Origin of the sequence: Chitiniphilus purpureus (genome assembly GCF_025642115.1) — a bacterium.
In the GTDB taxonomy this organism is placed as follows: Bacteria; Pseudomonadota; Gammaproteobacteria; order Burkholderiales; family Chitinibacteraceae; genus Chitiniphilus; species Chitiniphilus purpureus.
On the sequence record NZ_CP106753.1, the window covers coordinates 1,211,452 to 1,226,411 of the forward strand.

At 64.1% G+C, this 14,960-nt stretch carries 20 protein-coding genes; all 20 read right to left on the reverse strand.

Annotated features, from left to right (window positions below; translation table 11 throughout):
- Positions 1-10 precede the first annotated feature (10 nt).
- A complete protein-coding gene (locus tag N8I74_RS05205; protein WP_263125883.1) occupies positions 11-226 on the reverse strand; it encodes a hypothetical protein in 216 nt (71 codons plus the stop codon).
- Complete coding sequence (locus N8I74_RS05210; protein WP_009521704.1) at positions 223-450, reverse strand: hypothetical protein; 228 nt, start codon at positions 448-450, stop codon at positions 223-225. Before N8I74_RS05210 ends, N8I74_RS05205 begins: the two co-directional genes overlap by 4 nt.
- 18 nt (positions 451-468) lie before the next feature.
- The gene (locus N8I74_RS05215) at positions 469-1,257 is read right to left on the reverse strand and encodes a DUF2163 domain-containing protein (RefSeq protein WP_263125884.1); all 789 of its coding nucleotides are present in this window, start codon (positions 1,255-1,257) and stop codon (positions 469-471) included.
- Between the two features lie 5 nt (positions 1,258-1,262).
- Complete coding sequence (locus N8I74_RS05220) at positions 1,263-2,834, reverse strand: hypothetical protein (RefSeq protein WP_263125885.1); 1,572 nt, start codon at positions 2,832-2,834, stop codon at positions 1,263-1,265.
- A complete protein-coding gene (locus tag N8I74_RS05225; RefSeq protein ID WP_263125886.1) occupies positions 2,831-3,889 on the reverse strand; it encodes a hypothetical protein in 1,059 nt (352 codons plus the stop codon). Before N8I74_RS05225 ends, N8I74_RS05220 begins: the two co-directional genes overlap by 4 nt.
- Positions 3,890-3,907: 18 nt before the next feature.
- Positions 3,908-6,613, reverse strand: a complete 2,706-nt coding sequence (locus N8I74_RS05230) for a coiled-coil domain-containing protein (RefSeq protein WP_263125887.1) — start codon at positions 6,611-6,613, stop codon at positions 3,908-3,910.
- Positions 6,613-7,254 (reverse strand): DUF6441 family protein, encoded by a 642-nt coding sequence (locus N8I74_RS05235; protein ID WP_263125888.1) that lies wholly within the window; start codon positions 7,252-7,254, stop codon positions 6,613-6,615. Before N8I74_RS05235 ends, N8I74_RS05230 begins: the two co-directional genes overlap by 1 nt.
- A gap of 3 nt (positions 7,255-7,257) precedes the next feature.
- Positions 7,258-7,413 carry a hypothetical protein gene (locus N8I74_RS05240; RefSeq protein ID WP_009521710.1) on the reverse strand — a complete coding sequence of 52 codons (156 nt, stop codon included), beginning with the start codon at positions 7,411-7,413 and terminating at the stop codon, positions 7,258-7,260.
- Positions 7,414-7,442: 29 nt separating this feature from the next.
- Entirely contained in the window at positions 7,443-7,844 is a 402-nt protein-coding gene (locus N8I74_RS05245) for a hypothetical protein (protein ID WP_263125889.1), read from the reverse strand.
- Positions 7,844-8,596, reverse strand: coding sequence for a phage tail tube protein (locus N8I74_RS05250; RefSeq protein ID WP_263125891.1), 753 nt, complete (start codon positions 8,594-8,596; stop codon positions 7,844-7,846). The genes N8I74_RS05245 and N8I74_RS05250 overlap by 1 nt, the downstream gene beginning before the upstream one ends.
- Positions 8,597-8,598: 2 nt before the next feature.
- Positions 8,599-8,811, reverse strand: a complete 213-nt coding sequence (locus tag N8I74_RS05255; RefSeq protein WP_263125893.1) for a DUF7210 family protein — start codon at positions 8,809-8,811, stop codon at positions 8,599-8,601.
- Between the two features lie 7 nt (positions 8,812-8,818).
- Positions 8,819-9,244 carry a hypothetical protein gene (locus N8I74_RS05260; RefSeq protein WP_263125894.1) on the reverse strand — a complete coding sequence of 142 codons (426 nt, stop codon included), beginning with the start codon at positions 9,242-9,244 and terminating at the stop codon, positions 8,819-8,821.
- A 10-nt stretch (positions 9,245-9,254) separates the two neighbouring features.
- Positions 9,255-9,533, reverse strand: coding sequence for a head-tail joining protein (locus tag N8I74_RS05265; RefSeq protein ID WP_263125895.1), 279 nt, complete (start codon positions 9,531-9,533; stop codon positions 9,255-9,257).
- On the reverse strand, positions 9,533-10,555 hold the full coding sequence (locus N8I74_RS05270; RefSeq protein WP_020200538.1) for a major capsid protein: 1,023 nt from the start codon (positions 10,553-10,555) through the stop codon (positions 9,533-9,535). Before N8I74_RS05270 ends, N8I74_RS05265 begins: the two co-directional genes overlap by 1 nt.
- Before the next feature lie 74 nt (positions 10,556-10,629).
- A complete protein-coding gene (locus N8I74_RS05275; RefSeq protein ID WP_263125896.1) occupies positions 10,630-11,007 on the reverse strand; it encodes a head decoration protein in 378 nt (125 codons plus the stop codon).
- A 3-nt stretch (positions 11,008-11,010) separates the two neighbouring features.
- The gene (locus N8I74_RS05280; protein ID WP_263125897.1) at positions 11,011-12,318 is read right to left on the reverse strand and encodes a S49 family peptidase; all 1,308 of its coding nucleotides are present in this window, start codon (positions 12,316-12,318) and stop codon (positions 11,011-11,013) included.
- A 1-nt stretch (position 12,319) separates the two neighbouring features.
- The gene (locus N8I74_RS05285) at positions 12,320-13,834 is read right to left on the reverse strand and encodes a phage portal protein (RefSeq protein WP_263125898.1); all 1,515 of its coding nucleotides are present in this window, start codon (positions 13,832-13,834) and stop codon (positions 12,320-12,322) included.
- Positions 13,835-13,854: 20 nt separating this feature from the next.
- Positions 13,855-14,076 carry a phage head-tail joining protein gene (locus N8I74_RS05290; protein ID WP_263125899.1) on the reverse strand — a complete coding sequence of 74 codons (222 nt, stop codon included), beginning with the start codon at positions 14,074-14,076 and terminating at the stop codon, positions 13,855-13,857.
- Positions 14,076-14,468, reverse strand: a complete 393-nt coding sequence (locus N8I74_RS05295; protein WP_263125900.1) for a hypothetical protein — start codon at positions 14,466-14,468, stop codon at positions 14,076-14,078. Before N8I74_RS05295 ends, N8I74_RS05290 begins: the two co-directional genes overlap by 1 nt.
- Entirely contained in the window at positions 14,468-14,959 is a 492-nt protein-coding gene (locus N8I74_RS05300; RefSeq protein WP_009521722.1) for a hypothetical protein, read from the reverse strand. The genes N8I74_RS05295 and N8I74_RS05300 overlap by 1 nt, the downstream gene beginning before the upstream one ends.
- Position 14,960: the final 1 nt, after the last annotated feature.

Consider the following 14,960-nt stretch of genomic DNA (forward strand, 5'->3'; position numbering starts at 1 on the left):
CTGCCACCCATCAGCCTTGCTCCCGCTGGCTGGATTGATTACGGGCATGCTCGACCACACGTTGGGCCATTGCATCGCCGGTGGCCAGCAAGGTGTCGGCGTCACAGCCTTCACGCAGGAAGGCGCGGAAATCCAGATCGTGACGCGCGAACCATGTGCGCGTGCCGTTCACGCACAGGCCCACGGCGCGTACGTGATCGATGGTGATGACGGTCTGAGTGGTCATTTCTTGCCACCTTTCTTCTTGATGGGGTCGGCTTCCAGATCGCCGTACCAGACGACGTTGGAGCCACGCAGCAGCACGGTGCCGAACACGACGGGAATCGGTCGGCCTTCTTCTGCGGTGGGGGCATCGACGTCAGATAAGGATGCCGGTTTGGGTTCGGGCGGTTTCGGTGCGAGCGCGACCGAAACCAGCGCCGCCACCACGATGACGACGAGGTACCACATGGCGATTTCTCCAGGGATTCAGAACACGCCCGTCGAGAACGGGTTTTTGCTCGGGATGGCGGGAAAGCCGCCGTAGTTGTCGAGGTTGCCGAAGCGCGACTCGCACGTGGCCGTGCTGTGATCGCAGCCGACCGTCAGAAGTACCTCTGTGCCGACGTCTATGGCGACCGGATAGAGCAACTCGACGCCGCCACCGTAGTCATTGACGATCATGTGGCGGGCACCTTCCGAGGTTTGCAGCCAGCCACCGGCCAAGCCACCAATGACGCTGCCGGGCGTGCCACCGTCGAGATCGACGTTGCGGCCATTGGTGTTGCTCACAAAGGCGCTGGCAGAAATCGGTGAGGCACCACAGGCAGCCGAATACAGCACGTGGGAACACTTGCGGCTGTAGAGCCGCCGCAACCCGATACGCTTGAGACTGACTTGCGCGGATTCGCAGCGAACGCGAGCCACATCGTCGGCGACCTCGACGCCCAGCACCCGTCCCATCCAGCGCGTGCCGGAGATCCACCAGTAGTCGCCCCAGGTATCACGCCGTCCGATGCGCAGGGTGATCGAGGTGGTGTCGCCGGTCAGCGAGTTGGCGAGCAGGTGGCGCACCAAATCACAGTTCGGCGGCAGTTTCAGATCCAAGCCAGCCTTCGCAGCTTCAGCACCCAGCGCCAGTTCGTTGCGTTCCAAGGCCAGGCTCTTGTAGAGGTTGCCATCCAGATCAATATCGAATTCGTGCGGCGTCAGATAGAACTGCGCGCTGTTGCTGGCGAAGGCGTATAGCTCGACTTCCAGCAATGGGTTCTGGCTCATCGTGCTTACTCTCCCTCGTAGGTTTGACGGTCATTGCCGCGTGGTTCGGGCAATTGGCGTGCTGTCAAAGTGATCTCCAGCAGCGTCGGGCTGTGCCAGTACAGGTCGATGGCGTCGTGGTCGAGGCGGCAGCGAACGAGGCGAATGACACGGCTGCCTGCGGGCACCCAGTCGTCGAGGCCCGAGCGCAGCACCAGCACACCGCTTTGATCCAGATGGCAGGTAGCCGTCAGGGCGTACTGCCGATAGCCGTCTGGATGCACGATCAAGCAGGCCGCGGGGCGATGCCAGAGCGCCGAGATGTCTTTGCCATCCACGCGCAGGAAGCCGTCCTCGGGATCAGCTTCGACGTTCACCCACAAGATCGGGGCTATGCCATCAGGCAGCCAGAAGGCTTCCAGACGCCCCTGGGTGCGCCATAGCCGCGCCCGCCAGATTTCGATTTCATCGAGTGAGCTGGCCAGATAGCGCCGCTGCAAAGTCGTCGTCGCCCACGGATCGTCCCGGCGCACCCACGGATCTGCAGGGGATAAATCCTGGCGGGTGATCGTGGCCTGCGCGGCGGCTGTCGGATCGTCACGCCAGTTGCCATCTGGCCAGACCGGGACCTCGTCGAGCCATGGGTCATCGAGAACATCCTGGTCGGGCTGTGGCGCAGGCTGGATCTGTGTGGGAATGTTGCCACCGACCATGCCAGGGACCCACTGCGTGAGATCCGCAGGATCGATGGCCTTACCCCACACCAAGGGCATGATGGTGCTGCCCACGGCTGCAGCGCGTGCCAAGGGCTCCGTCAGCCACAGCAGATCGCTTTCCACATCGCTGAGTTGGGCGATCTGCCAGCCATCAGCGGCGATGATCAAAATCCAGCGGCCATTGTTCTCAGTTTCCTGCCAGCCCTGCACCCCGTCGTAGGTCAGATGCACATTGGCCGAGAGTGGCCCGAACTGTCGCCCATCAGCCTCCGTCACATTGAGTGCCAGTGCGCCACGTTCGCAGGACTCGGTCAGGTGCACCGCGTACTGCGGCAGCGGCCACAGCGCCATTTGACCGAGATGATCGGCCAGCCAGTCGGCCACCAGGGCATCGGTCTGCCGGGCGTTGCCCACCTTGTAGGTGAGCCAGCGCCGAGGAACACGTCGGCGTGCCTGACGGGATTCGTTGCCACTGGCCAGCCGCGTGACGCTGGTCTGCCACTCCAGCCGTTCCACAAGGGGCTCCATCCAATCATGACGGAAGGCAAACACGCCGCGTTGCGCATCCGGCCAAGGCTGGTCGCCGAAGGCATCCATACCGGTGGCGACGATGGCGCTTGAGGCCGTATCCCGGCGCAACACTTCGACCAGAAAGATCGGTGCGTCGATGGGTGGCCAGGGGCCCGCCAAGGATTCCGCCAGCAGGCTGGCCGCCAGATTGGGCGGCAGCGGAGCGACAGCTGTTTCCGGCGTGAAGCTGGCTGCGCTCGCCCCGAAAGTGGCGCGCGAGAGCACTTCACCCTGGAAGGCGGGCAGTTCGCTTCCAGGCGTCGGCTTGCTGGAAACCTCCGCGAGGTCTTGAACGACGACGCGATCCGTCATGCCGACTCCACGCCGAACTCAGCGGCATTGAAGGCGGCCTCCGTCCACTGCACGTTGCCGTTCGGGTTGCGCTCGAACAGCGTGCTCTGCCATGCCAGTTGTTCTTGCAAAATGATGTCGGTGCTGACGGCGCTTTGTGCACCACTGACCACGAGGCCTTTGACCTTCCCCAGACCGGCGTCGGTCTTGCGGGCCAGCATCGTGAGCTGGACGCCGTAGATGGCGGGCGTGGCCATCACCGGCAACGGCTCGACATCGAAGGACTGGCGCAACCCCACGTTCGGCGCATTGATCGCCGTAGCTTCGTCCTCGTCGCTCACGGCTTCCCATGCGGCGGTACCGACCGGGCTGGCCGTCCACTGGTTCAGGCTGCCATCGGCCTGTGCCTGCAAGGCATCGACGCGCACATCACCGAGAAAGGTGTTGTTGATCGTGCCGCTGGTATCGGCGATGTAGAAGTCGTCGACGTCGATGGTGAGCGGGCAGTTTTGGCCAGGCACGGCACCCACGAATGCCGTGAGCAGTTGGCCACCGCCCTGGATGGTGTTCTGCGCTGTCATCTGGATGGCCAGGATGCCGTTGATGCGTACTGACAGAATGCCGTTGCTGGTGCCCTGCGTGACCTGCAACTCGATGTAGTGCCAGCCGCGCGCCGGAGCGCTGGCAACTGAGACAGAGATCAACTGGTCATAGCCGTATTGCCAGCGGTAGAGCTTGAGCCGACCGTCCTCGCCGATTTTCACGAGATGCGCGACCTGCGAGTTGGCATCGCGCACGCCCAGCAGCAGTGGCTCGGTGTAGGTGTTTTGGTACGGCACCACGCGAATGGCCGCCCCGACGATCAGGCTGGTCTTGGTGGCGTCGAGGTTCTTGACGTAGCCACCCCCCGAACCTTCCGGCAAACGCAGGGCATAGGAGGACGGGCGACGGCCATTGATACGGGTGGCCTGCGGCGACAGATACGCCGCCTTGCCACGCGCAAGCCACGGATCGCCAAAGCTGTCCACGGCTTGCGGGTCGTAGTGGTCGAAACCGTCGATGAACAGAAGTGCCATTGGACTTTCCCCTGAAATTCAGCCTTGCAGCGCCGCACGGATGGCCCGTGCATTGCGCCCGATGATGTTGACGATGACTTTCTCTCCGGCAGGCGACTGCAGGTGGTCGTGGGTCACACCCGGATCGACCGCGTTGACGATGCGCACCGCCTGATTCATCTGCGGCTGCGCGGGCGGCACTTTCACCTCTGGTACCAGTCCGCCCGCTGCGAAGGCCAAGTCGCCACCCTTGAAACGTGGGCCTGCCGACAAACCGTTGAGCGAATCGAGGAAGGCCACACCGAGCTGGCGCACGGCGGCCGCCCGCATCACGTACTCGCCTGCGGACAGACGCGCCGGGATCGAATCCGAGGTGGCGCTGCCCGGCCCGGAGACCAGACCACCGCCCGCAAACTTCTTGATGCCACCCAAGAGCGCCATCACAGCGGCGACCATGGCTACCATCGCGGCTACCGCGAGTGCCGGGCCAACGTAGGGAATGGAAGCCTGCGACGCCGCCGCCCCGGCTCCCGCCTTGGCTGCATCCATCGACACCACGGCGGTGGTTTCGGTGGTCTTTTGGGCGACCTTGGCGGCGCTGGCCGCCGCATCGACGGTCTGCTCTTGCTGGATGAAACCGAGCTTGAGCGCCAGCATCCGCGCCTGCATGGCGATCCACTGCTGGAACGGCTGGATCACGATCTGCTGCAGGAAGGCGTCGGACACCTGCTGGAAGATGCTCGCCAAGGCACTGCGCCAGGTCTGCGCGCCGGTGATCATCCCGTTGAGCGCACCGCCAAAACTCTCGCCGATGCGATTCCACAGCGGGGCCATTTCATCGACCGTGAGGCGGGTACGATCCAGCTCGTTGCGCCACGCCTGCACGCGAATCACCGCATCCGGCCCGATGGCCTGCGCGGCTTGCTGCATGGTCGGCAAGAGGCGCTCCATCTCGGTGGCCGATTGCTGTTGCAGGGTCACGATCTGCTGGCGAGCCTGTGCTTCGGTCAGCAGCCCAGCCTGCTGCTGGGTCTGAATGGTCTCCTGCGCATTACGCAGACGCTCAGTGACTTGCCGCCACTGAGTTTCAAGCGCAGCCAGATTAGCCTGTGCAGCCTTCACATTGATGAGCCGATCAACGAGCGACACGCCATCGGCATCGCTTTCTGCCGCCAGTCGCGCACGCAGATCCCGGTAACTGCGCTCAATGGCAGCTTGCCGGTCGGCATCAGTGGCCGTGCCGGTGATCTGCGCCAGTTCCTCACGCGCCTGCGCCAAGGCATCGGCCAGCTCACGCTCGGCTTGCGCGGCCTTACGCGCATTTGCCTGCTCGATGTCCGTGCGCCGATTGTTGAGCGTGATGAGGTCGGCTTCCGACTTGGCCACTTCGGCCTTGGCACGCAGGCGGTCGTTTTCCGATTTGCCCGTGGCGGCGACTTGCTGACTGCGGGCCAGCTCCTGCTGCTTGCGGGCAATCTCGGCATCGACCTCGCGCTGTTCGAGGGCAGTTTTCTGCGTGTAGTAGTCGCGCACCGAGACCAGACGGTCTTCGAGTGCGGCATCCAGCGCGGTTTGTTGCCGGGACAGCCCGTCCTTGAGCAGCGCGAACTCAGCGTCCAGCTGCGCTTTCATCAGCGTGGTTTGTGCGCCGGTCGTATCCTGCGCTGGCTTGACGGCTTTGGGCTTGGTCAGGCGTTGCAGCAGTTCCGGATCAGCCTGGATCTTAGGTGCCTTGACCTCGATGGGCTTGGGGTCGAAAAGGCTGTCACGGAAGGACGCCAGTTCATCCAGCCGTTTGACCAGATTGCCTTTGAGGTCGGCAATGATGGCCTTGGCCCCTTCGGTGTTGCCCTTGAGCGCTTCCACAGCGGCGGCGACACCCGCGCCAATGGCTTCGCCCAAGGCGACGAATGCCTTGCCGACGGTGGCGGCACCGAGGGCCAGGGTCTTTAGCACCAGCACCACGCCATCGAGGATCACGCGCAGCGTGCCGCCTTGCTTGGCCGACTCGACCATGCCACCGGCCATATCGTTCAGGGCGGGTAGCAAGGACGCGATGATCTGGTTGCCGATGCTGGTGGTGGCCAGTTTCAGCTTGTCGAGCGCATCGTTAAAGTTGCCCGCCTGCGCTGCAGTCTCACTACTCATCTGCACACCGAGCGCCTGCATCTCGGAGGCGAGCTCATTGATGCCGTCGCGCCCCTGATTCAGGAACGGGATCAGCTCGGCTCCTGACTTGCCGAACAGTTGCACGGCCAGCGCGGTTTTCTCCGCGCCATCGGGCATGGCCTTGAAGCGCTCGGCCAGATCGAGCAGCACCTGATCGGTGGCGCGCAGGGTGCCGTCCTGGTTCTTGAACTCGACACCCACGGCGGAGAATCCGCGCGCGGCATCTTCCGACCCGGTCGCGGCTTCCAGCATCGTGGTGGACAGCTTGCGCAGCCCCTTCTCGAACGATTCGCCGGACACACCTGACTGCTCGGCTGCCGGTTTCCATACCGACAGGGTCTCGACGCTGACACCGACACGTTGCGACATCTCGTCCAGCGCGTCGCCAGTGTCGATGGCCGATTTCACCATCGCGGTCAGACCGGCCACGGAGACGGCCACCCCGAGGTTGGCCAGCACGCCGTTGACGCTCTTGGCGGTGTCGGTCAGGCCACCAAGGCCCCGCTTGATCGAGTCGAAAGCGGTCTTGGTCTGGTCGACGGCACTGATCAGGATTTGGGCACGATTGCTTGCCATCAGACTTTGTCCAGTTCTTGTTGAATCGCCCGCGCCAAGGCAGGCAGTGCGCGTTGCACGCCACCCGCCAGATTTAGTCGTCGTTTGAGATCGACGCGCTTGACCAGCACGGCGATGGGAATCTCCTGGCCACGCTTGATCTGCTTGGCCCCGGTACGACCACGCTCAGCGCGCTTGAAGCGGTTGAGTTGCGATGCGTTCTCTTTGATGTTCTCGGCCATCAGCAGCACGCGACCGTTCTTCTCGATGAAGAAGGCATTGCCCGAGCGCATCAGGCCGTCAATGACCGCCTTGAAGCGCTTGGGGCCGATGCGCCCGGGCAGCAGCGGTATCAGCAAATTGCCGCTCGCCGTGCCGCCTTTTTCATGCAGACCGAGCCAGGGAATCTTGCTGCCCACCAGCAGGGCGGGCAGCAGTTCGGGCTTCTTGTCGAACACCTTCACGCCCATCGAGGAGATGAAGCTGTTGCGCTTGACGGTGAAGGCACTGCGCATCTCGGATCGCGCCGCGTCACGCACTTCACGCCCACCGGACTGCATGCCCTTGGCGACGGCGGTGTGGATGGCGCGACGCCGCTCGGTGCTCCACGCCGCCAACTGGCGCGGGTCCAGCAAGCCGGTGGTGGTGAGCGAGAGACGCATGGGTTAGTCCTTCAGAAGATCGCGTTGCAGTTGTTCGATGCCACGCTTCTCGCCCTGGGCAGCCACGGCATGGATGCCGAGCAACTGGGCAAGTTGCTGCCGTTCGATCTGGCCGTCGGCATCCAGGAAGGCTTGCGCCTGCGTGAGCGTGTAGGCCATCACGTCGCCCAGGCGGTGACCGGCGCGGATCAGGCGTGCGACGGCAGCGTCCCACCCGAGTTCGTCAGTGAGCTCAGCGTCGGTGCGAGTCGCTGGGCTGCGCCTTGCACTGCCGGAACGACGTGCGCCACGAAAAAATCCGCGTTCACCTCGAACACGGCGGCGGCCAGTTGCACGGCGTCCTCCAGCGACAGGTCGTTTATCCACGCGCGTTCACGCCGGGTGGTGATCGCCAGCAAATCCAGCACGGCATCGCCGTGCCGTCCCAGCAGCGCCATCCAGTCCGGATCACTGGTGATTTCCTCGGCCAGCGGGCGCACCACGGCCAGCAGGCGTGGCAACTCACCCAGCCGGATCGGCGTCAGTTCCAGCGCAGTGCCGGACAGCGTCACGACCACAGGCTCAGGGGGGAAGGTCTTGAAGCCGTCCATCACAGCAGCACCAGACGTCCGAACTGACCGAGATCACCGCCGACTGGCTTGGTCAGATCCGCCAGTACCTGGCCCGACAGCTCGAACTTCAGCAGTTCGTCCGTGATGATCGAGAGTTCCTTGGCTGGATTGATGGCCACGCGGTACAGGTCGATCACTACCTCGCGGTTGCCGTCGGCGGTGTTGAGCCCCTCGAAGCGAATCCAGCGCTCGGGCAAGGGCTGGGTGAACATCGCCGTGCTCTGCGCCGCGCCATAGGCGTAATCGACGGTGAACGGCTCGGTGTAGGGGCCGCCCGACGTGGCATCCAGCACCACCAGTGAACCGTGCTTGGCATTGACGCTGTACTGGCTGGCCGGGAGCGTCTTTGGCGTGGCATCTGAGTCCTGGATCTGCACCGCCGACACGTTTTGCATGGTCAACGGATACAGACTGCCCGGGGTGACAGGGTTGGGCAGTAGTTCGCCAGTTACCGCGCCGGGGGTGATCGTGGTCGTGGTGCCGTAGAGCGCGAGCGCCAAGTTGGTAGCGATCAGCTCTTCCAACGTGCAGGCGAACTCGCCTTTCTTGGTCTTGATGAGCTGGAGGTCAGTCAGGCGCTGACCCGACTGCGCTTCCTGGTGCTCGATGGTGTCCACCGACAGCGACACCTTCAGCTCGGGCACGTTGCCGACGAAGGTCAGTCCAGCTGGATTGCCGAGGTCATCGCGTGCGCCGATGTAGACGCGGCCTTGTCCGGAAAAGTAAGCCATGTTCAGTCTCCTTGGGTGGCTGCAGTTGTGGAAACACCGGGCGTGGCATCACGGCGGGTGGGTTTGGAATCGGTGGCGGGGATGGCCGCTTTGGCCGTGCCTTGTGCGATCAGCCAACGGGCACTGGCGTCATTCAGATCAAGGCGATCACCCACGGCGAGGCGCTTGCCTGCGTGGGTATGGGGTTTCAGTAGTTCGATGGAGAGATTTGGCATAAGGGGTTCATCCTGTTTGGGTGAGATCAATGGCGTGGGTGCGGTAGCGGATTTCGTAGCGGGCGGGCAGCGCGACGGCACCGGAGTCGGCGTCGTCGAACTCCCATTCGCAGTCGATCTCGCGCACTGCGATGGCCAGACCGCCCAGATTCGGGTCGGCGAGCATTGCCGCGTGGGCCGCGACCAGCGCCTGGTCGGCGACATCGAAGGCATCCGCACCGCGTGCCACCACGGCAAGCCGGACGATCAGCATCCGGTCGACCAGGTGGTTGGCGTGGGCGGTAATGCTGTCGCCATCGACGAACAGCAGCAGCGCTGGACTGGCCTCGCGGGTGACCGGCACGGCAGGCATGCGCAGCACCGGTGTCGGGCCAATCGCAGATGCCAGGCGCGTGACGATCTCCCGCAAGGCGCGCTCGCGGACGGAGTTCATGGGGAGTTCCTCAGAGTTGGGAGAGCGAGGCGCGACGCTCGGTACCGTCGCCAATGGCACGCACGTCGCGCACCTGAAAGGTGTTGCCTGCCACCTCGACCGTGTCCCCGACTGCCAGCGTCAGCCAGGACGCCGGGTAGTCGATCTGGTAGTCCCGCGACAGTGCAAAACCATCCAGCACGGTTTCGTCTGGGGCACGGAAGGCGCATTGCACGGTGGTGCCCGCCACCGTGACGGCGGTCAGGAGTCCGGCATTGCGGGCCGCTTCGTACAGCGTCGCGACATCCATCAGGCTGCAACGAGCTTGATCAGCACGCCCGGGCGGTGGCACATCGGCAGCGGGTTCGACTGCGTGTGCAGATCGGTGCCCCGGTCGAACTTGCGCGGCTCCTGCTTGGCATACAACGGCTGGCCGATGGTATTCACGGTCTCGTTGAAGTCCGCAGGCGCGAAGTACGTGGCGAAGGTATCCACCGTGCCGACCGGGAAGGCATGGGCTTCCCCTGCGGCAATGAAGCGGCGCGACCCCAGCGTGCCGTCGGCCTGCACAAAGGACGCCTGGCCACGGTATTCCTCGAAGGTGATGCCGCTGTAGCTGAAGCCCGAGCGCATGTCGTTGATCAGCACTGCGCCCTGCTGCCAGTTCTGGTAGGCGGTCTTGACCTCCTTGTGGGTGGTCAGCGCCCGGAAGAACTCGGTCGAGCACAGCACATGCACACCGGTCGAGAACTCGCCGGTGAGTCCATCTTCCATGAGCCCCAGCAGTTCCAGGCAGGCAGTCTTGATTTGCCCGTTGTCGGCCGCCGTCGAAAACTCGAAGGACACCGATTGCGCAGTGATGTCGAACTCGTCGAACAGATCGACGAGCTCACTGCCATCAGCGTCGAGAATCTTGCCCTTGAGCGCCCCCATGCGCAGATGCTCCAGAGTGATCGCGTGCTTGTTGCGCATGGTCTCCAGATGGCGGGCCATGACACCGCCGATGGCTTCCATTTCGGTTTCGGAACCGAAGGCGCGCAGTCCTTGGACTTCCTCTGGCAGCACCACGTCGTCGTGGGGGATGTGCGGGATCACGAAGGAGCGCAGGTTGCGCTTGCCACGTTCACCCACCGTGCCGGGCGAACCGGGCGCGCGGGTGGGCAGCAGGTTCAGACGACCGGCGTACTCCTCGACGATGATCTGCCGGGTGCGCACCGGCTTGGCCGGGAACAGGTTGAGTTGCTCCAGCCGCCCATAGCGATTGGGCAGGAGGTTGATGGCGGCCGTCAGGCTGGCCATCGAGAAGCCGGGGTTTTCAAAAGGGTTCTGCATTTGGGATCTCCAGAAATGACGAAACCCGCCAGCGGCGGGTTTTGGGGGGAGTGAAACGGAGCGTTGGAAGTGGGTCAGGCGCTATCGCGGGCCAGGACTCCACGTTCTGCGAGTTGCTTGATGGCAGCAGCTTTATGCGCCGTGCTGATGCTGGTCGGCCAGACCAATGCGCCGCGCGCGACGATGGCGTGGCGGGCGATCAGGATCGCATCCTCACGGTCGATCAGCGTCGCATCGACGTCATTGCCGAGCACGCCAACGGCGGTTTCCGTGCCGTCCGAGGCGCTCGGGTCGAGGGCCTTGAGTTTGGCGGTAGCCGTTTCGCGGCCCACCACGGTGCCCAGCGACAGGTTCTGCGCGGCCGCGACGGTGTCCTGGTCACGCGAGTAGAGATTCGGCGCTTCGTACTTCAACAGGTCGCCGAGATTCTTGGGTTGAGAGACAGTGGGCATGGCTTACTCCTTGGCGGTGAGCTTCTTGACGGCAGCGACCACCGGACTGTTTTCCGGGTGCTGGCTGGTTCCTGCATCGGCGGTGATACGCGAGGCGATTTCGGGTTGGTCGGCACGGGCGTCGAGCAAGGCGCGGCGCACCTGCGCTTCCGAGAAGCCTGCTGCGAGGAATTCCGCCGTGCGTTGGGATTGGCCCGCGATCAGGCACATCTCTGCAATGGCCTGAGCTTGGCCGCGCCCGCTGGCGAACGACTGCGCCAGTGCGGCTTGGGCGGCAGGCGTCGGTTGCGAATCGCTGTCGGTCTGCGGCTGGTCGCCCTGTGGGTCGGTGTCGGCCGGATCGCTCGGGTTTTCGTGGTCGTCTTTGGGGTCGGTCATGGTGTTCTCCAGGGTGAAAGGTTTGCTTCGGGGCGGGTTTGAAATGGATTGAGTGGACAGGCTTCGCGGCGAGGCGCGGGCCACGCCAGGCTGCGCCAACCGCTGCTTGGCAGCCAACGCGTCGGTGAACTCGGTCATCACCGCATCAAACGGCATCACCGCGTCGGCGAGGCCTGCTGCCACCGCCTGCTCGCCATAGAACAGCCCCGCCTCGGTGGCGCGCACGGCATCCGGATCGATTCCGCGCATCTGTCCGACCTGATTCACGAAGATGTCGTACAGGCGATCCACCTCGGTCTGCAACGCGGTGGTGGCCTGGGGGGTGAGTGGCTCGTGCGGGGAGAAATCGTTCTTGTGACTGCCCGCGAAGACAGCGGTGTAGTTCAGGCCGTCCTTGGCGTCCTTCACCGACTGGTCGACGTGCAGCGCGATCACGCCAATCGACCCGACGCCAGCGGTCTGCGACAGCGTCAGGCGCTGGCAGGCAGCCGCGATGGCAAAAGCCGCCGAGTACGCGGCATCGTTGGCGTGCGCCCAGATCGGCTTGATGGTGCTGGCAGCGCGGATGCGCTCGGCCAACTCAAACACACCCGAGGCCTCGCCGCCGGGCGAGTCCAGATCGAGCAGGATGCCCGCCACCTGTGGGTCGGCCAGCGCGGCGTCCAGTCGGGCTTCGATCTCGCCGTAGGACATCAGGCCAGAGGCGGCTTCGATACCCATCGAACGTCTGACCAGCGTGCCGACCACCGGGATGACGGCAATGCCCGCCTGACCCGATGTGGCGCTTTGGCGCGGCATGGGCAGCGGCATTGCCATGTCCAGATCGGGCAAGCCGATGCGGGAACCCAACACGGAGAGGATCACGTCGAGTTTGGGACGCGCAATGAGGAGCGGCGTCCCGTAGAGGCGGGACGCCAGATGAACGAGTTGCATGTCAGTTGTCCTGTTGGTCTTGCGGCACGGTCACAGTGGCGGCCGCATTCATGGGAGCGCCCGATGCCGATGGTTGGGGCGCTTTGTCGTGGCGCGGGTCGGAGTCAAAGACCAGACCGAGCGCATCGGCACGCTGGTTGTCGGCGGCGATCTCGCGGTCGATGTCCTCGGCGTCGTAGCCGAAGGCCGAGATGGCTTCCGAGCGAGACAGCAGCCCGGCGCGAATGGCGGTCAGCATCGCGTCGAATTCCTTCTTGGGATCGACCCACTGCCAACCCTGTGGAATCCATTTGGCCGCGAAGTAGTCGCGCTTCTTCTCGGTGAACTGCGGCAGCGCCAGCGCGCCTTCAAGTAGCGCTTGCTCCATCCAGGCACGCCAGATCGGGCGGCACAGCTGGTGGACGATCACGCCGTGCTGGATGGCCTCACAGCGGCGGCGAAACTCCAGCAGCCCGGCCCGGATCGACGAATAGTTCACTTGCGTCAGGTCGCCGGTCAGCATCTCGTAGGTGATGCCCATCGCCGCTGCCACCGCCCGGAACTGCATGCGCAGGAATTCGGCGTAGCTCGCGCCAACGTCGGCGGGCTGACTGAACTTCACGTCCTCGCCGGGCTCCAGGATCTGCATCGTGCCCGGCTCCAGCCCGGCCAATGCAGCCCCGCTGGCATCCGGCAAGCCTTCACCCATCAGGTTGTCCTCGGGGGACAGGCGCGTTATGAAGCCCGCGAACATCGCGGCGGTTTTCTTGCGCACGAGCTCGGCGTCGTCGTACTGGTCGAGTTCGTTGAGCTTGACCAGTGCGCGCGCCAGCCACGGTTCGCCCCGGATCTGTCCGGGCCGCAAGGGACGAAACAGGTGGATGATTTCGCTAGCCGGGACACGCACTGTGTCGAGACCGCCTACCACGCCACCAGTGCCCGACATCGGAGCCAGTGAGCCATCACCCGGGTGTGAGCGATACAGGTGGTAAGCCACCCGCCGTCCGAGCTTGTCGAATTCGATGCCCGCACGGATCACATTTCCCGAAGCCAATTCCTGATTCAGCGTGGCTGGCAGGTGTTCGGGTTCGAGCAACTGCAACTGCAGACCCACCGGCAGGCCATCCTCTGGGCGGCGATAGCGCAGCCGCACCAGGCATTCCCCGCCTTCGAGCATGGCGCGACAGGCCAAGGCCTGCAGTCCGTAGAAATCGGTCAGTCCGGCGGCATCGGCCTCCTCGCACCAGTCCCACCACAGGCTATGAATGGCTTCTCGCAGGGGCTGATCGGCCAGCATGCTCTGCGGCTTGATGCCGGTGCCAATGGCGTTCGAGACAAAGGCTTCAACGCCTGCCGCTGCCCAGGCATTGCGGCGTACCAGATCGCGGCTCTTGGCGCGCAATTCGTTCTGGGTGAACGCCAGTGCTGCGACAGCGCCTGGATTGCCGACCTGCCACGCCAATGCGCGACGGCCGCCACCGATACCGTCATAGAACGGGGTGCCGCCCAGCAGACTCATGCCGACGCGTCTACGCATTCGGTCAAACCATTGCATGTTCAGAACCCTTTGCCGGTGGTGACCCGGATCTGGCGTGGCGCACCGGGCCACAGCCCGGTATCCACGGCCTGCTCGAAGAGGTCGCGCTTGACCGCCCCAATGGCGGCCTGGAGTTCATCGACGCTGCGGTACTCGACGGTCTTGTCGCCAAAAGTCACGCGCTTTTCGCCTTTGACCAGCGCCGCTTCCAGTGCGTCGAGGTGTGCTTGTGTGTAGGCCATCAGCGGTACACCGTGAGGTTGATCTCGGAGGAGTCGTCGAACGATGCAGACGTGGTGGCGCAACTGATGTCGACGTACTGAGCGGTCTTCTGGTCGGTACTGGATCGCACGATGGCAATGCGCTGCGTGCCGCTGTTGGTGCTGCTGCGGGCAAGCGCCGTCCAGCAGTAGTTGGAATCCGGCATGGCAGTGGCGAAGGTCACCCGGTAGCGGCCAGCCGCCGTCCTGGTCACGCTGGCCACGTTGTGCGATGCACGCACGACGACCTGCGTGCCGACATAGCCGAAACACACCCACGCCCGGGCCACGCCGGGGTGGGTGGCGTCGATCTTGGTCTTAACCTCGAGCCCGACACGACTGGCCAGCGCACTGATGCGCGATGCGAGGCTCATCAGACCAGCGCACCCACAAAGACCGCGACGAAGTCTGTGTCGGTATTGCCGACATCGGTGGCTGCGACGGCTCCGATGTTGCTGCGTGCCTGTAGTTGCTCGGCCACGGTCAGCGACTGCGCCGCATCGAAGCGCACACGGTTGTTGACGGCGGCGAGCAGCGCATCCAGGCCACTGGTGCCGTTCTGCAGCAGTTGCTGGATTTCCACCAGCGTGTCGTAGGCGGCATCGGCACCGCCCAAGATTTCGGTCTTGAGCGCATCGAGCAGCGAGACGATCTTGTTGGACGAGTACGTGGTCGTGGCCGCGACGTGCGCATCGTCGATCACCGCCGACGACACCACGGCGGCTTTCAGTTCGTTGATGGCCGCGACCAGATTCGACTTGTCGGTGGTGGTGAGGTTGGCAAGGTTGCCTGCCTTGGCGCGAACGTCGTTGAATTCCTGCGCGACGCGGATGACCAGGCTTTCGATACGGGTAGCAAGACTCATG

Coding starts and splice junctions, on each gene's coding strand:
- N8I74_RS05225 (WP_263125886.1), bottom strand. CDS start 3,889: ATGGCACTTCTGTTCATCGACGGTTTCGACCACTACGACCCGCAAGCC.
- N8I74_RS05260 (WP_263125894.1), bottom strand. CDS start 9,244: ATGAACTCCGTCCGCGAGCGCGCCTTGCGGGAGATCGTCACGCGCCTG.
- N8I74_RS05215 (WP_263125884.1), bottom strand. CDS start 1,257: ATGAGCCAGAACCCATTGCTGGAAGTCGAGCTATACGCCTTCGCCAGC.
- N8I74_RS05235 (WP_263125888.1), bottom strand. CDS start 7,254: ATGCGTCTCTCGCTCACCACCACCGGCTTGCTGGACCCGCGCCAGTTG.
- N8I74_RS05220 (WP_263125885.1), bottom strand. CDS start 2,834: ATGACGGATCGCGTCGTCGTTCAAGACCTCGCGGAGGTTTCCAGCAAG.
- N8I74_RS05295 (WP_263125900.1), bottom strand. CDS start 14,468: ATGAGCCTCGCATCGCGCATCAGTGCGCTGGCCAGTCGTGTCGGGCTC.
- N8I74_RS05205 (WP_263125883.1), bottom strand. CDS start 226: ATGACCACTCAGACCGTCATCACCATCGATCACGTACGCGCCGTGGGC.
- N8I74_RS05255 (WP_263125893.1), bottom strand. CDS start 8,811: ATGCCAAATCTCTCCATCGAACTACTGAAACCCCATACCCACGCAGGC.
- N8I74_RS05240 (WP_009521710.1), bottom strand. CDS start 7,413: ATGGCCTACACGCTCACGCAGGCGCAAGCCTTCCTGGATGCCGACGGC.
- N8I74_RS05275 (WP_263125896.1), bottom strand. CDS start 11,007: ATGCCCACTGTCTCTCAACCCAAGAATCTCGGCGACCTGTTGAAGTAC.
- N8I74_RS05280 (WP_263125897.1), bottom strand. CDS start 12,318: ATGCAACTCGTTCATCTGGCGTCCCGCCTCTACGGGACGCCGCTCCTC.
- N8I74_RS05285 (WP_263125898.1), bottom strand. CDS start 13,834: ATGCGTAGACGCGTCGGCATGAGTCTGCTGGGCGGCACCCCGTTCTAT.
- N8I74_RS05230 (WP_263125887.1), bottom strand. CDS start 6,613: ATGGCAAGCAATCGTGCCCAAATCCTGATCAGTGCCGTCGACCAGACC.
- N8I74_RS05270 (WP_020200538.1), bottom strand. CDS start 10,555: ATGCAGAACCCTTTTGAAAACCCCGGCTTCTCGATGGCCAGCCTGACG.
- N8I74_RS05250 (WP_263125891.1), bottom strand. CDS start 8,596: ATGGCTTACTTTTCCGGACAAGGCCGCGTCTACATCGGCGCACGCGAT.
- N8I74_RS05265 (WP_263125895.1), bottom strand. CDS start 9,533: ATGGATGTCGCGACGCTGTACGAAGCGGCCCGCAATGCCGGACTCCTG.
- N8I74_RS05210 (WP_009521704.1), bottom strand. CDS start 450: ATGTGGTACCTCGTCGTCATCGTGGTGGCGGCGCTGGTTTCGGTCGCG.
- N8I74_RS05245 (WP_263125889.1), bottom strand. CDS start 7,844: ATGGACGGCTTCAAGACCTTCCCCCCTGAGCCTGTGGTCGTGACGCTG.
- N8I74_RS05290 (WP_263125899.1), bottom strand. CDS start 14,076: ATGGCCTACACACAAGCACACCTCGACGCACTGGAAGCGGCGCTGGTC.
- N8I74_RS05300 (WP_009521722.1), bottom strand. CDS start 14,959: ATGAGTCTTGCTACCCGTATCGAAAGCCTGGTCATCCGCGTCGCGCAG.